The sequence below is a fragment of the Paenibacillus cisolokensis genome, assembly GCF_050481165.1.
GTDB lineage: Bacteria > Bacillota > Bacilli > Paenibacillales > Paenibacillaceae > Paenibacillus_AH > Paenibacillus_AH cisolokensis.
This window is the reverse complement of record NZ_JBCNFP010000023.1, coordinates 1-15,703: the sequence shown is the minus strand read 5'-3', so window position 1 is coordinate 15,703 and position 15,703 is coordinate 1. Positions and strand designations below refer to the sequence as shown.

The following is a 15,703-nucleotide window of genomic DNA, read 5'->3' as shown; positions in this document are numbered from 1 at the left end:
ATGGACAGCGAGAACGATCGCAGGGAAGGCCGCCTGCTGTGCTATTACGGCGACGACTTCACCGGCTCGACGGACGCGCTTGAGGCGCTTGCCGCGAGCGGCGTCGAGACGGCGCTGTTTTTGTCGCCTCCTTCGCCGGAGCTGCTCGCCTGGCGGTTCCCGAACGTCAGATGCATCGGCGTCGCCGGGGTGAGCCGGTCGCTGGCTCCGGAGGAGATGGAGCGCGAGCTTGCGCCGCAGCTTGCCATGCTGCAATCGTACGGGACGCCCGTCGTCCATTACAAAATATGCTCCACCTTCGATTCGTCGCCGGAAACCGGAAGCATCGGCCGAATGCTGGAGCTCGGCAGACGGCTGTTCGCCGGACAGCGCTTCGTGCCGCTGCTGGCCGGCGCGCCGGCGCTTCGGCGGTACACCGTGTTCGGCCATCATTTTGCCGCGGCGGGCGACGAGACGTACCGGCTGGACCGGCATCCGACGATGTCGCGCCATCCGGTGACGCCGATGGACGAATCCGATCTGCGGCTGCATCTGGCGCGGCAGACGAAGCTGCCGGTCGGGCTGATGGAGCTGACCGCGCTCGACGGGCCTTACGAAGACGTCCGCAGCCGGCTGGAGGAGCGGCTTGCGCGAACGCCTGCGCCGGACGCGGTGCTGTTCGACGTGCTGGACGAGGCGAGGCTGGAGACGGCCGGCCGGCTGATCTGGGAAGAAGCGCTGGGAGTCCGGGCGGGGGACGCTGCAGGAGCGGGGCAAACCCGCGCGGGGGAGGCCGGTGGGACGGCACTGTTCGCCGGCGCGGGAACATCCGGACCTGACGGGCGTTCCGGCGTCGTGTGGACCGGACCGTCCGGCTGCAACGGGCAAGCCGGACGGTTCGGCGCGCCTGGCGGCCAAGGGCTGTTCGCGATCGGCTCCTCCGGCATCGAATACGCGCTTGCCGCCCATTGGCGGAAGGCGGGCATCGTGCCGCCAGAACCGGTCCGCTGGGAGGACCCGGGCGAGACCGACAAGCTGCTTGTCGTCTCCGGCAGCTGTTCACCGGTGACGGAAGCGCAGCTGCAGCGGGCGGTTGCCGACGGCTACGCCGGGATCCGGGTGCCCGTGTGGGAGTGGCTGGATCCCGCAGAGGCTGAGCGTTCGATGCTGGAGCTGCTGGAGAAGGCGGTCCGCCGTCTTCGCGAGGGCCGCAGCGTCATCCTGTACACGGCGCAAGGGTCCGGCGATCCGGCGATCGGGCGGCTGCGCGAGGCGATGCACCGCCGCGGCGTCGCCACCGCGGAATCGGGCCGCCTCATCGGCACACGTCTCGGCCGCTTGGCGCGGGACATCCTGCTCGCGACGGATGTTACGCGACTGCTGATCGCCGGCGGCGACACGTCCGGCTATGCGACACGGGAGCTCGGCGCCCATGCGCTTACCTGCCTGCGCAGGATCGTGCCCGGCGGTCCGCTCTGCCGGTGCCACGCCCGGGATTCGCGGCTTGACGGGCTGGAGCTGGCGCTGAAGGGCGGACAGGTCGGCGGCCCCGATTATTTCGAGCTTGTCAGACGGGGAGGATCGTGATGAACCGATTCAATGCCGGAGGCATACCCGATTGGGAAAATCCGCGCGTCTTGCAGATCGGGGCGGAACGCCCCCGCGCTTTCTCGGTTCCGTACCCGGACCGGGAAACCGCGCTTGCGGGCGACCGGACCCGATCTCCGCATTTTATGCTGCTGAACGGAAGCTGGAAGTTTCACTATGCGCCGGGTCCGGCCGACGCGCCGGAGCGCTTCTGGGAGGAGCCGTTCGAGGCGGAAGGCTGGGACGACATCCCGGTGCCGTCGAACTGGCAATTGCTCGGCTACGGGACGCCGCTGTACAGCAGCAGCAAATATCCGTTTCCGGTCGATCCGCCGTACGTTCCGAAGCCGAATCCGACCGGCTCCTACAGACGTGCGTTCGACTTGCCGGACAGCTGGTCGGACCGCGTCGTCCTTCTCGCGTTCGACGGCGTGGACGCCGCTTTCCACGTCTGGGTCAACGGGCAGGAAGCCGGCTTCGGTCAGGGCAGCCACAACCGGATGGAGTTCGACGTGACGGCGCTCGTCCGTCCCGGTCGCAACACGGTCGCGGTGCGCGTCTACCAATGGTCGACCGGCAGCTATTTGGAGGATCAGGACAAATGGCGGATGAGCGGTATATTCCGCGACGTCTGGCTAGTCGCCGTCCCCCGCGTGCATATGCGCGACGTCCGCATCCGGACGAGGCTTGGCGCCTCGTACCGGGAAGGAACGCTGGAGCTTCTGGTGCATCTGCGCAACGCGTCCGACCGTCCGGCGGGCGCCTGCGCCTTGCGGGCCGAGCTGCTCGGTCCGTCGCTTGAGACGGCCGCAGAGGGAAGGTTCGTACCGGATGCGGCGCCGGGTCCCCGCTCGGAGACCGCCGTCCTCGCCGAGCTTGCCGTAAGCGGCCCCGAGCTGTGGTCGGCCGAGCGTCCGGCTCTCTATACGCTGCTGCTGAGCGTCGTCGACGAGAACGGCCGGACGGCGGAAGTGCAGCGGTACGCGGTCGGCTTCCGGGACGTTCGCACGGCGGACGGCAAGCTGCTCGTGAACGGCCGCCCGATCGTCATTCGCGGGGTGAACCGCAACGAGTTCGACCCCGAGCTCGGCCACGTGCCGACGCTGGAGCTGATGGTGAAGGACATCGAGCTGATGAAGCGGCACAACATCAACGCCGTCCGCTGCTCCCACTATCCGAACGACGAGCGGTGGCTCGATCTGTGCGACCGGTACGGCCTGTACGTCATCGACGAGGCCGATCTGGAGACGCATGGCTGCGTCTTCCTCGGCGACATCAGCCGCTGGATCGACAATCCGGACGAGAAGACCATCCACGAGAGCCGTCTGGCTAGGGATCCGGATTGGCGAGAGGCATTCCTGGACCGGATGATCCGCCTCGTGGAGCGGGACAAGAACCATCCTTCCGTCATCGTCTGGTCGCTCGGGAACGAGTCGGGCTACGGCGCGAACCACGACGCGATGGCGGCCTGGACGCGGGAAGCGGACCCGACGCGCCCGATCCATTACGAGCGGGCAAGGGACGCTGCCGTCGTCGACATCGTGAGCAGCATGTATCCGTCGGTGGAGATGCTGTCCGCGGAGGGCGAGAAAGCGGAGGACAAGCGGCCGTACCTGATGGTCGAATTCGGCCATGCGATGGGCAATGCGCTGGGCAACCAGAAGGAATACTGGGATACGGTCTACCGATACCCCAGGCTGTGCGGGGGCCTCATCTGGGAATGGACGGATCTTGCGATCCGCCGCCGGAGGGAGGACGGCAGCTTCGCCTACGCCTACGGCGGCGATTTCGGTGACGAGCCGAACAGCGGCCATTTCTGCGTCGACGGCCTGCTGTTCCCGGACCGGTCGGTCAAGCCGGCGCTGCTGGAATTCAAGAAAGCGATCGAGCCCGTTGCCGTCCATCCGGTCGATCCCGAACGCGGGACCGTGCGGATCGCGAACCGGTACGATACGGTCACGACGGAGCATCTGGCGATTCGCTGGCGCGTCTATCGCGACGGGGAAGCCGTCGAGGAGGGGGGGCTTCCGACGCTCGCGATTCCCCCCGGGGGCGAGGAGATCGTCGCCGTCCCGTATCGCACGAGAGCGGCGGAGCCGGGCGCCGAATATTGGCTCCATATCAGCTTTACGCTGCGCGAGCCTGCGATCTGGGCGCCGGCCGGCCACGAAGTCGCGTGGACGGATATTCCGCTGCCGAATGCGGCCCCTCCGCTTCCGGCCGTTCGCGTCGGGACGATGCCCATCCTCGGGCTGAAGGAGGACGGGCGCGCCATCGGCATCGCGGGCGACCGGTTCGCGCTGACGTTCGACAAGATGGCCGGCGAAATCGCCGCCTGGACGTTCGACGGCGAGCCGCTGCTTGCGGCCGGTCCGCGCATCCATCTGTGGCGCGCGCCGGTGGACAACGACGTCCGCATGGCGAAGCGGTGGCGGGAGGCAGGCTACCCGGAGCTACAGCCCTATGTCCGCAGCGTCCGAACCTATTCGGCCTGCGAAGGGAAGGCGGTGCGGATCCGGTCGGAGGGGGTGCTCGGCGTGAAAGGCGTCCCGCCGCTGTTCGCTTTTGCCCAGGCGTACACCGTGTACGGAAGCGGGGACGTCGCGATCGAGACGCGGCTTCGGCCGGCGCGGGACGGACTGCCGCCGCTGCCGCGGGCCGGGCTGCGCTTCCGGATGCCGGAGCGCTTCGGCCGCTTCTCCTGGTTCGGGCGCGGCCCGCACGAATGCTACGCCGACCGCAAGGAGAGCGGCAAGCTGGGCCTGTACGAAGGCGCGGTCGCGGAGCAATTCGTGCCGTACATCAAGCCGCAGGAGAACGGCTCGAAAGCGGATGTCCGCTGGGCCGTCCTATCCGCTCCGGACGATGTCGGGCTGTTCATCGCGGGAGCGGCCGCGCCGCTCGGCCAGGTCGGGGCGCTGCCGTATACGGCCGAGGCGCTCGGTGCGGCGAAGCATCTCGAAGAGCTGGCGCCGGCCGGCTTCGTCGAAGTGAGCGTCGACATGAAGCAATCGGGTCTCGGCAACCATAGCTGCGGATATGCGCCGACGCTGGATCGATATTTGCTTCCGCCAGAGCCGATCCGGTTCGCGGTCCGCCTGAAGCCTTTTAACCTGAAGGAGAACCGTCCGGCGGAATGGAGCCGGCTGGTGCCGGAGCCGGTCGACCGGCACGAATACGAGCAAGGAAGGATTATGTCCTTATGACCCAACGATGGACCAAAATTTTGTACGGCGGCGACTATAACCCCGAGCAGTGGCCGAGGGACGTCTGGCAGGAAGATATGCGGCTGTTCAAGCTGGCCGGGATCGACATCGCGACGATCAACGTTTTCTCGTGGGCGCGCAATCAGCCGGACGAGACGAACTACCGCTTCGAATGGCTGGACGACGTCATGGACATGCTCCACGCGAACGGCATCGGGGCTTGCCTTGCGACCGGCACGGCGGCTCACCCGGCCTGGATGGCGCGCAAATATCCGGACGTGCTGACGGTCGACTCGCACGGGCGGAAGCGGAAGTTCGGCCGTCGCCACAACTCGTGCCCGAACAGCCCGACGTTCCGCCGCCATTCGCGGCTCATGGCGGGCAAGCTGGCCGAGCGGTACAAGGACCACCCCGCGCTGCTCTTGTGGCACGTCAACAACGAATACGGCTGGCGCTGCTACTGCGACAACTGCGAGCGCGCGTTTCGCGAATGGCTCAAGTCGCGCTACGGCTCGCTGGAAGAACTGAACCGCGCCTGGTATACGTCGTTCTGGGGACACACGTTCTACGATTGGGAGGAAATCGTGCTGCCGAGCCGTCTGAGCGAGCATATGGACGACGACAAGACGGCGTTCCAGGGCATGTCCCTCGATTACGACCGGTTCAACTCGGATAGCTTTCTTGAGTGCTACAAGATCGAGCGCGACGCGATCAAAGCCGTCATTCCGGACGCGATCGTGACGACCAATTTCCAGAGCAACGGCACGTACAAGCCGCTCGACTACTTCCGTTGGGCGAAAGAGCTGGACATCGTCGCGCTCGACAGCTATCCGACGAACGACATGCCGATGAGTCGGATCGCGATGCGCCACGATTTGATGCGCGGGCTGAAGGGCGGCAAGCCGTACCTGCTCATGGAGCAGAGCCCGAGCCAGCTGAACTGGAAGCCTGTCAATCCGCTGAAGCGACCGGGCGTGATGCGGCTGTGGAGCTATCAGGCTGTCGCCCGGGGCGCCGAGTCGGTCATGTTTTTCCAGCTGCGCCGCTCGGCCGGGGCGTTCGAGAAATTCCACGGCGCCGTCATCGACCACGCCGGACATGAGCATACGCGCGTCTTCCGGGAATGCGCCGCGCTCGGCGGCGAGCTGCGACGGCTGGGCGATACGCTGCTCGGAGCGGCGACGGAAGCGAAGGTCGCGATCGTCTTCGACTGGGACAATTGGTGGGCGATCGAGCATTCGAGCGGACCGACCGACCGGTTGAAATATCTGGAACAGGTTCAAAAGTATTACGACGTCTTCTACCGCCGCAACGTCCAGGTCGACATGATCGGCACTGAAGCGGAGCTCGGCGGGTACGATCTCGTCATCGCTCCGGTGCTATACATGGCGAAGCCGGGGTACGCGGCGAAGCTGGAGGCGTACGTGGCGGGCGGCGGCGCGTTCGTGACGACGTTTTTCAGCGGCATCGTAAACGAGAACGACCTCATCGTGCTGGGCGGCTATCCCGGCGAGCTGCGGAAGCTGCTCGGCATATGGGTCGAAGAGACGGACGCGCTCTTCCCCGGCGACGCCAACACGATCGTCATGCGGCAAGGAACGGCCGGGCTTGCGGGTACCTATTCGTGCGGCCTGCTGTGCGACTTGCTGCATCCGGAGGGGGCCGAGACGGAAGCGGTCTACGGCGGCGATTTTTACCGCGGCATGCCGGCGCTGACCCGCAACCGGTTCGGGAAGGGGGAGGCGTGGTATATCGCGTCCGACCCGGAAGAGGCGTTTCTCGACGCCTTCTTCGGCCGCCTGATCGAACGGAAGGGCATCCGGCCCGCGGCCGAGACAGCTCCGGGGGTGGAAGCGGCCGTTCGGGTGAAGGACGGGCGGCGCTATACGTTTCTGCTCAATCACAACGACCGGCCGGCGGCCGTTCGCCTCGGACCCGAGCCCCTGACCGAGCTGCTCGGCGGCGGGACGCTGAGCGGGGAAGCGGAAATTCCCGCATACGGCGTATTCATTCTGGAAGGCGCCATCCCATGTCAACCGGCAAGGGAGCTGATCTCGAAATGAGCGCCGGCGACCTGATTATGTGGTACCGGAAGCCGGCCCGCGAATGGGTGGAAGCGCTGGCCGTCGGAAACGGCAGGCTCGGCGGCATGGTGTTCGGAGGGACGGAGCGCGAGCGCATTCTGCTGAACGAGGACACGCTATGGTCCGGCCATCCCGGCGAACCGGACCGGAGTGATGCGGCGGAGCGGCTTGCGGACGTGCGCAGGCTCGTTTTCGAAGGGAAGTATCCGGAAGCCCAGCAAATGATCGAGGAGTATATGCTCGGTCCGTGGACGGCCTCCTATCAGCCGATGGGCGATCTGTATCTCGAGCTTGAAGGGAGCGGGGATGCGGAGGACTACCGGCGCGAGCTCGACCTGAACGACGCCGTCTGCCGGACCCGCTTCGCGATGGACGGGGTTCGGTATACCCGCGACGTATTCGTATCCGCGCCCGATCAGGTGTTGGTCGTGCGGCTTGCGGCGGACCGTCCGGGACGAGTGTCCGTGACGGCCAGGCTGGACAGCTTGCTTCAGCACCGCTCGCACAAAGTCGCCGCCGATACGATCGCGCTGTCGGGCGAGAGCCCGAGCCATGTGGAACCGTTTCACGCCAGGAGCGCGGACCCCGTGCGGTACGACGACAACAAAGGCGTAACTTTCGAGATGCAGCTTGTCGCCATGCCGGAAGGCGGCCAAGTGGAAGCGTACGGGGGCGGGCTACGGGTGAAAGGCGCGAATGCCGTCACCTTCCTGCTGGCGGCGGCGACGAGCTACAATGGCTTCGATCGCGATCCGCGCAAGGACGGCCGCGATCCGTCCCGCCTTTGCCGGGAACGGCTGGAGCAAGCGGCGAGATACGCGTACGGGGACTTGCTCGCCCGGCATCTGGACGATTACCGGGCGCTGTTCGGCCGGGTTTCGTTCGAGCTTGACGCGCCGGAGCGGCCGGAGCTTGCGACGGACGAGCGCATCGAGGCGCTGCGGGATGGCGGGACGGACGAGCGGCTCGCGACGCTCTTCTTCCAGTTCGGCCGCTACCTGCTCATCGCCGGCTCGCGGCCGGGGACGCAGCCGACGAATCTTCAAGGGATATGGAACGACCGGCCAAGGCCACCCTGGGCGGGGAACTATACGATCAACATCAATACGCAGATGAATTACTGGCCTGCGGAAGTGTGCAATCTGGCGGAGTGCCACACACCGCTGTTCGACTTGCTCGGCGATCTGCGCAAGGCCGGCAGGGAGACGGCGCGCGCGCATTACCGGGCGAGAGGCTGGGTGTGCCATCACGCCACGGATCTGTGGCGCATCACGACGCCGTCGGGCGGCCCGTCGAAAGGGCCGGCAAGCTGGGCGTTCTGGCCGATGGGCGGGGTGTGGCTGTGCCGGCATCTGTGGGAGCATTATCTGTTCGGCGAGGACCGGACGTTCCTGGCGGACGTCGCCTATCCGATCATGAAGGAGGCCGCGCTGTTCTGCCTCGACTGGCTGGTGGAGGATCCGGAAGGGTATCTCGTGACCAATCCGTCCACTTCGCCGGAGAACACGTTCGTCGGGCCTGACGGCCGGAAGGCGGCGGTCAGCATGGCTTCCACCATGGACAATTCGCTGATCGACGAACTGTTCGCGGGCTGCATCGAGGCGGCCGGCATACTTGGGGTCGACGGTGAGCTTCGCGAGGAGCTGGCCGCCGCCCGCGCGCGGCTTCGCCCGCTCAAGATCGGCCGCCACGGTCAGCTGCAGGAATGGTTCGACGATTTCGGAGAAGCGGAGCCCGGCCACCGTCATATGGCGCATCTGTACGCGCTTCATCCCGGCAGCCGGATCGACCTGCACGCGGATCCCGGGCTCGCGGAAGCCTGCCGGAATACGATCAGGCGGCGGCTGCTGCACGAGAAGGAGGACGCGATCGGCTGGTGCTTCGCCTGGCTGATCAGCCTGTTCGCGAGACTCGAAGATTCCGAGATGGCGCATCGCTATCTCGTCAAGCTGCTCCGCAACCCGTTCCCGAATCTGTTCAACGCGCACCGCCATCCGAAGCTGACCTTCTACCCGCTGACGGTGGAAGCGAATTACGGCGCGACGGCGGGCATCGCGGAGCTCCTGCTGCAAAGCCATGCCGGCGGCGAGCTGAGGCTCTTGCCCGCGCTGCCGTCCGCCTGGCCGGACGGGCGGATTCGCGGCCTGCGCGCGCGCGGCGGCTTCACCGTCGGCATCGAATGGAGCGGCGGCCGGCTGCGGGAGGCGGTCATCGAGTCGGTGAGAGGCAATGCGTGCCGCATCCGCGCCTCCGTGCCGATCCGGGTCCGAAAAGGAGCCGGCGAGATCGCCGCCGCGGAAATCGGACCCGGCGTGGCCGAATTTAAGACCGAGGCGGGCGCGGTTTATACGATCGTGCCCAGGGCTTAGCGCCTGAGGCGCAAGTGAAGGCGCAAGCGAAGGCGCCAAGCGTAAGCCCAAGTGAGGGCGCAAGCGTTGGCCCCAAGCCCGGCACAAGGAGGAATCGATATTGAACGAAGCCGTTCGAACTTATACCTTTCAAACCGCGGGACGCATCGTGGCGGGCCGCCATGCCCTGTCGGGGATCGGCGCCCATCTCCGCGAGATGGGGCCGGTTCGCAGGGCGCTCGTCGTCGCATCGGGCTCGGCTATGCGCTCGGGCTTCGTCGCGGAGATCGAAGCGCAGCTTGCCGGGGAAGGCGTGGCCTGCGATACGCTGAGCGGCATTGTGCCGGAGCCGACTGCGGATCATATCGAAGAGCTTGCCGCCCGCCTGGCCGGAGAGGAGCATGACGTCTACATCGGAATCGGCGGGGGAAGCGTGCTGGACGCGACGAAGCTGCTGGCCGTCCGCAAGACGAACGACTTACCCGTAGGCAGCATGCCGGGCACGGACGCGATTGCGCGGGACGGCGTTCCGACCGTGCTCGTCCCGACGACGTCGGGCACCGGCTCCGAGGTAACGCCCAACGCGATCGTCACGCTGCCCGAGCGGGAGCTTAAAGTCGGCGTCGTCAGCCGCCGGCTGCTGCCGCGGCTCGCTCTGCTCGACCCGATCGTCACAGTGTCGCAGCCCCGGCATGTGACGGCCGCGACCGGCATGGACGCGTTCACCCATGCGCTCGAATCGTTCATCTCGAACAAAGCCAATCCGTTCAGCGACATGGCCGCTCTCGAATCGATCCGCAAAATCGCGGGCGGCATCGTCCGGGCGTTCCGCGACGGCCGCGACCTGGAGGCGCGGGAAGATATGCTCGTCGGTTCGATGTACGGAGGGATGGCGCTGACCGCTGCCGGCACGGCGGCCGTCCATGCGATGGCCTATCCGCTCGGCGGAAAGTTCGGCATTCCGCACGGAGTGGCGAACGCCATGCTGTTGCCGCACGTCATGGCGTTCAATCTGGACCGCATCGCGGACCGGCTCGCCGCCGTCGCGGGCGCGATGGGCATCGGACGAAGCGACGGCCGAACTGTCGCGGCAGCGGAGAAAGTCGTCCGGCAGATCGAGGAATGGACGGCCCTGCTGGAAATTCCGCAGGACCTAGGGCCGTTCGGCGTGAGGGAAGAGCATATTGCCGATCTGGCGGTCGCCGCCGCGAGCGTGCGGCGATTGATGGACAACAATCCGAAACCGATGACGGTCGACGATATTGCCGGCATTTATCGACGACTGCTTCCGGGTTGAACCGATAACCTGTACTGTCGCTTTTTACGACAGTCAGGTATAATGAGGGGAAAATCTGGAGTGGCAGGTGTCGGATATGGGAATCAAAACGCTCGTTGTCGCGCCTTACCGGGGGCTTGCCGAGCTGATCGCCGGACTCAAACCGGAGCTGCAAGGATTCGATATTACGGTCGTGCAAGGCGATTTGGAAGAGGCGGAAGCCATTCTGCGGCGCTACGAATCGGAAGGCTTCGAATGGATCGTCAGCCGGGGAGGAACAGCCAGGCTGCTGCGCCGGCGCACCGCCCTGCCGGTCACGGAAATCCCGGTCTCGGGCATCGACATCATGCGCTTGCTCACGCTGCTCAAGGACTATCCCGCCCCTTACGAGATGATCGGTTTCCCCAACATTATCGAAAGCGTCGCGGCCGTCTCCGGCCTGATGAATATTCCGTTTCCGCATACGGCGATCGAGCGGGAAAGCGAAGTGACGGAGGCGCTTCGCGCGGCGAAGCGCAAGGGGGCGGCCGTCATCGTCGGGGATACGGTTGCGGTGCGGCTGGCGAAGGAGGAGGGGCTGCAGGGCATTCTGATCACGTCGGGCCGGGAATCGGTCATCGAGGCGTTTCGGCAGGTCGGGCAAATGTACGCCTATCTGGAAAGGTACGAGCGGCAAATCCGTACCGCCAGACGGGTGATCGACGGCATGGATAGCGGCCTTGCCGTGCTTGACGGCGCGGGGACGATTCAATACGCGAACGAGTCGTTTTTCCGGCTTATGCGCCTGTCCCATGCGGAGGTCCAGGATCGTTCCCTGTTCGATCTTATTCCCGCTCTTGGGCATTACATGCGTGATATCGGCGGGGACGAAGCGGCCGGCGCGCGGCCGGCGCTGGAGGATCCCGGGCGAAAGATCATGATCGACGGAAAAACGGTCGCGACCGAATCGGGGGAGACGATGTACAGCCTGGAAATTCGGCACTTCACGCCCAACAAATTGCGGGTCCGGTATCACGGACAGGCGGCCGGGGTGTTTTCGCAGTTTGTCGTCATCGGTGCCGATTTTCGGGAGAAGGTGGAACTGGCCGTCCGCTGTCTGAAGTCCGGCCTGCCTGCCGCGGTTCATGGGGAACGGGGAACAGGCAAGCGCTTTTTCGCCAGCGCCGTGCAAGATGCGCTCGGCAATCCGGAAGGGTTGCTGGTCGAAGCGGCCATCGCCTACGACGACAATTGGACGTTCGAACGCCTTGTCCGCTTTATGCGGCAGGCGAGGCCGGAATCCGTCCTCTACGTCAGAGGGGCGGAACAGTTGCCGCCGGAGCTGCAGCGCAAGCTGGCCGGCCTGCATGCGGAAGTGCCGGCCCGCATCATTTATTCGTTCGAGAAGGACCCGAAGAAAATGCGCGACGAGTCGAGGATGGACGCCGTGTGGTACGAAGCGCTGGCCGGATGCGTCATCCGCATGCCGCCGCTCCGCGAAACGATGGACAGGCTGGAGGAATACGTTCGCACCTTCCTCGTCAAATACAATGAGCGTTACGGCAAACAGATCGTCGGCGTCCGTCCGGCGGTTTGGGACGAACTGAAGGCCCGTCGCTGGGACGGGAACATCCGCGAGCTGGAAAACGCGATCCGGAAAAGCGTCAAGCGGGCGGAAGGACCGTACATCGAAGAAGCCGCGACCGGCGAGCCGCAGTCCGAGGAGCCCGAACAAAGCGTCCCCGTAAGCGGCCGGCCAGTACTCGATCTGAGCCAGACGCTGGACCGGATCGAGCAGGACGTGATCAGGATCGTGCTCGAGGAAGAGAACATGAATCAGTCGAAAGCGGCGAAGCGGCTCGGCATCAACCGCTCCACATTATGGAGAAAGATCAGGGAAATCGAAGAAAACCGGTGAACTGCATACACGAGCCTTCCGCGCCATGCGGAAGGCTTTGTTGTCGCTTTTTTCGTTACAGCGGGACCTTACAGCCTGCATTGGACCGGCTGGATTTCTGCACATGATGCGCCATGCCGGACGTCTCCGTCCCGCGCGTACCTGGTACATATATAGTGTTGCAAAATAAAACTATTTTATCAAAGGTACCACCAAATTGCAAATAAACTGTTGCAGTATTATCTAATAATGATAAAATGGAGGCTGAAAGTTGTGGTAATCTCGATGAGGACTACATGAGAATGGAGTGGAATGTTGAAAATCGCAATAATTGCAGACGATTTAACCGGAGCCAACGATTGCGCCGTCAGGTTGACCGCGAAAGGATGCCGGCCTTTCATTATGATTCGTCCCGTCGATGGCGCCGACGCGAGCTCCTTTCCATCCGCCGCTGTGACGGGCGGCGGGCCTTCCGTAGACGCACGATTCCCCCAGCTCGTGATCGATACCGACAGCCGGGCGTCCCGCGCGGAAGAGGCGTACGCCAAGGTGAAGGAGGCAGCGGAATTTGTAAAACGGAGCGGTTTCTCCTTCGTCTACAAAAAAATCGATTCGACGTTTCGCGGCAATACCGGCCGGGAAATCGATGCGCTGTACGACGTATACCGGCCGGATTTCGTCGTGATTGCCCCCGCCTATCCGAAACATGGCAGGCAAGTGATGGACGGGAAGCTGTACATGCACGGGCTGCCGCTTCACGAAACGGAAATTGCCCGCGATCCCAAAACGCCGGTTACGATATCGGACATTCCCGCGTTGCTGCGTTCGCAGACGACTCGTTCCGTCGGCCTCCTGACCCGAAGCGAACTGCATGAGGCCGATTTCCGGCTGAACGACAGGCTGTCGCGGTTTCGTTCGGAGAATACGCCGTATCTTGTATTCGATTCCTTGGATGACGACGATTTGCGGCGGATTGTAGAAGGCGTGAACAATTCCGGATATTCCGTCGTATGGGCGGGATCCGCCGGCCTTATCGGCCAATTGCCGGCAGAGGAGGGCAACGACGAGGAGATCCGTCTTGCCGTGACCCATGGCGAGGCGACGATTCTCGTCGTCGTCGGCAGTGTGAGCCCCCGTTCGCGAAAACAACTTGAGGTCCTCCTGCGGCAGCCGGACGTTCTTCCGCTCGAGATGAGATCTCATGTACTCGCTGTCGGTCAACGGTCCGGCAAACGGGAGATGGAGCGGGTCCTTCGGAAGGCGGAGGCGCTTCATGCGCGGTTTCGTACGATCGTTCTGTATACGACAGGACATCCCGAAGATGTCCGGCTGGCCCAGGCGGCAGGGAGAAATTGCGGCCTGGATCACAAGAAGACAAGCGACAACATCGCGGCCGCACTTGGCGAAACGGTCGCCGCGCTCCGGCAGTTCGTTCCGGTCGGCGGTTATGTCTTGACGGGCGGAGATACGGCAAGGCAGGTGTGCGACCGAATCGGCGCGGAATGGATGGAGATCGTCGGCGAAGTCGAGGAAGGGATACCGATAGGCCGATTGTCCGTCGGAGGTGTGGCGGCCGTGACGAAAGCCGGGAGTTTCGGCAGCGACGACGCGCTGTGGAATGCGGTGCGAACGCTTCGTGGGGAGGTTCTGGTATGAACGCAGAGAACAAACCGAGGATTGCAATCACGATGGGCGATGCGGCAGGGATCGGTCCGGAAATTATCCTCAAAGCTTACCGGCACGAAGCGCTGCATGACATATGCAGGCCGTTCGTCGTCGGAGATGCCGCCATTCTGAGAAGGGAAATCGCCTCGCTCGGACTGCCTTTCCGGGTAGTGCCGATGGATGAGGAGAGCGGCATGTCGGCAGTCGATCCGTTCGCGATCCGCTGCATCGATTTGCGGCTGCTGCCGGCGGATTTGCCCTACGGCGTCGTGTCGGGTTCGGCCGGAGACGCCGCTTACCGGTACATCGAGAAGGCGGTGCGCCTCGTGCAGGCAGGGCAAGCGGACGCCATCTGCACGGCACCGCTGAACAAGGAGGCGCTCAGTAAAGGCGGACATCCGTTTCCCGGCCATACGGAAATACTGGCCGCCCTGACGAATACGGACGATTATTCGATGATGCTGGCCACGCCGACGCTCAAGGTAATTCATCTGACGACGCATGTCGGCTTGCTTCACGCGATCGAGCTGATCGATCCCGACCGCACGTACAAGGTGATCCGCCTCGCGCACGATACGCTGGCCCGGGCAGGCTTCGACCATCCGCGGATCGCGGTATGCGGCATCAATCCTCATGCCGGCGAGAACGGGCTGTTCGGCGAAGGCGAGGAGGAAGCGAAGCTCGTGCCGGGCATCGCGCGGGCGCGGGAAGAAAGGATCGACGTTACCGGACCGTATCCGGCCGATACGTTGTTTTACCGGGCGGCCCGGGGCGATTTCGATATCGTGGTCGCCTGCTACCACGACCAGGGGCATATCCCCGTCAAAGTGATGGGAATCGAAGCGGGCGTCAATATTACGGTCGGCTTGAAAGGGGGTGTCATCCGCACGTCGGTCGATCACGGAACGGCGTTCGATATCGCGGGCAAGAATATGGCGGACGAACGAAGTTTGCTCGAAGCCGTCCGCATGGCGGCCGAGCTCGCTCCGAAAAGAGTGAAGGGAGTCGGTCAGAAGGCGTGATAACGATCAGGGAAAGGGGCGGCAAAAAGGAGAGTGGAAACGAAAGGGAAGGCAAGTGGCGGCCTGAACAAGGGAAGTTATCGCGGAAGAGCAGAGCGATAAAAGGGAACGAAGGAGCCAAGGAGCCGGATTGCGCAGAAATGTGAACTGCCGGTACCGGTTCAAGAATGCCTGTATGGGGCAGGGCATGCAAATGGCCGTCAGGTCAATCATGGCACTCAAGGCAGTTGGATATGAAATTCCTGCAATTGTACATCTTTTTCGTCGCATTTTACCTGAAAATTACAAAATTGCTGCAAAAGTACATTTTTTATTGAATGAAACTTGATAACTCGGCCATTTCTTCTTTTAATTCCTGTATTTTTGCAGGTATTTCTTATTGCAAGCGGTTGCAGGATCCAAAAAACTGCACTTTCGGCTAGGCCCCCTAATTCCGGAGTCTACGCCACGAAAAATTTAATTATCGTATAAATTCTAGGTTTTTCAGCGGATTACATGGCTTTATGGAATTTGGAGCGTTCTTCTTCGTTTTGTTGCAGGATCCAAGTGCTAAATACCTTTGGAGGTTTGCGTTTCAAACTTCCGTGCATTCTGCGATTGTTGTAAAAGTCCATGTACCGATCAATAGCCGCATATGCGTCTTCCATTGTCTCGAATGAT

The 15,703-nt window shown here is 63.6% G+C and carries 9 protein-coding genes; 8 read left to right on the top strand and 1 reads right to left on the bottom strand.

The window, feature by feature from the left end:
* From ABEV74_RS04370 to pdxA, 8 genes are all read left to right on the top strand, one after another.
* Positions 1-1,566: a four-carbon acid sugar kinase family protein gene (locus ABEV74_RS04370; RefSeq protein ID WP_430143674.1), complete on the top strand. Its 1,566-nt coding sequence runs from the start codon at positions 1-3 to the stop codon at positions 1,564-1,566.
* Positions 1,566-4,772 (top strand): glycoside hydrolase family 2 TIM barrel-domain containing protein, encoded by a 3,207-nt coding sequence (locus ABEV74_RS04365; protein ID WP_430143672.1) that lies wholly within the window; start codon positions 1,566-1,568, stop codon positions 4,770-4,772. Before ABEV74_RS04370 ends, ABEV74_RS04365 begins: the two co-directional genes overlap by 1 nt.
* Positions 4,769-6,835: a beta-galactosidase gene (locus tag ABEV74_RS04360; RefSeq protein ID WP_430143670.1), complete on the top strand. Its 2,067-nt coding sequence runs from the start codon at positions 4,769-4,771 to the stop codon at positions 6,833-6,835. Before ABEV74_RS04365 ends, ABEV74_RS04360 begins: the two co-directional genes overlap by 4 nt.
* A complete protein-coding gene (locus ABEV74_RS04355; RefSeq protein WP_430143668.1) occupies positions 6,832-9,225 on the top strand; it encodes a glycoside hydrolase family 95 protein in 2,394 nt (797 codons plus the stop codon). The genes ABEV74_RS04360 and ABEV74_RS04355 overlap by 4 nt, the downstream gene beginning before the upstream one ends.
* Positions 9,226-9,325: 100 nt before the next feature.
* Positions 9,326-10,501: an iron-containing alcohol dehydrogenase gene (locus ABEV74_RS04350; RefSeq protein WP_430143666.1), complete on the top strand. Its 1,176-nt coding sequence runs from the start codon at positions 9,326-9,328 to the stop codon at positions 10,499-10,501.
* 76 nt (positions 10,502-10,577) lie between these two features.
* The gene (locus ABEV74_RS04345; protein ID WP_430143664.1) at positions 10,578-12,377 is read left to right on the top strand and encodes a PrpR N-terminal domain-containing protein; all 1,800 of its coding nucleotides are present in this window, start codon (positions 10,578-10,580) and stop codon (positions 12,375-12,377) included.
* A gap of 291 nt (positions 12,378-12,668) precedes the next feature.
* A complete protein-coding gene (locus tag ABEV74_RS04340; protein ID WP_430143662.1) occupies positions 12,669-14,012 on the top strand; it encodes a four-carbon acid sugar kinase family protein in 1,344 nt (447 codons plus the stop codon).
* Positions 14,009-15,043 (top strand): 4-hydroxythreonine-4-phosphate dehydrogenase PdxA, encoded by a 1,035-nt coding sequence (gene pdxA / locus ABEV74_RS04335; protein WP_430143660.1) that lies wholly within the window; start codon positions 14,009-14,011, stop codon positions 15,041-15,043. The genes ABEV74_RS04340 and pdxA overlap by 4 nt, the downstream gene beginning before the upstream one ends.
* A gap of 491 nt (positions 15,044-15,534) precedes the next feature.
* Here the strand turns inward: pdxA and ABEV74_RS04330 are convergent, their stop codons facing one another.
* On the bottom strand, positions 15,535-15,690 hold the full coding sequence (locus tag ABEV74_RS04330; protein ID WP_430143744.1) for a hypothetical protein: 156 nt from the start codon (positions 15,688-15,690) through the stop codon (positions 15,535-15,537).
* Positions 15,691-15,703 lie beyond the last annotated feature (13 nt).

What these genes read in the sequence shown, in the direction of transcription:
- ABEV74_RS04370 (WP_430143674.1), top strand. Translation starts at nt 1, where the DNA reads ATGGACAGCGAGAACGATCGCAGGGAAGGCCGCCTGCTGTGCTATTAC.
- ABEV74_RS04340 (WP_430143662.1), top strand. Translation starts at nt 12,669, where the DNA reads ATGTTGAAAATCGCAATAATTGCAGACGATTTAACCGGAGCCAACGAT.
- pdxA (WP_430143660.1), top strand. Translation starts at nt 14,009, where the DNA reads ATGAACGCAGAGAACAAACCGAGGATTGCAATCACGATGGGCGATGCG.
- ABEV74_RS04345 (WP_430143664.1), top strand. Translation starts at nt 10,578, where the DNA reads ATGGGAATCAAAACGCTCGTTGTCGCGCCTTACCGGGGGCTTGCCGAG.
- ABEV74_RS04355 (WP_430143668.1), top strand. Translation starts at nt 6,832, where the DNA reads ATGAGCGCCGGCGACCTGATTATGTGGTACCGGAAGCCGGCCCGCGAA.
- ABEV74_RS04365 (WP_430143672.1), top strand. Translation starts at nt 1,566, where the DNA reads ATGAACCGATTCAATGCCGGAGGCATACCCGATTGGGAAAATCCGCGC.
- ABEV74_RS04330 (WP_430143744.1), bottom strand. Translation starts at nt 15,690, where the DNA reads ATGGAAGACGCATATGCGGCTATTGATCGGTACATGGACTTTTACAAC.
- ABEV74_RS04360 (WP_430143670.1), top strand. Translation starts at nt 4,769, where the DNA reads ATGACCCAACGATGGACCAAAATTTTGTACGGCGGCGACTATAACCCC.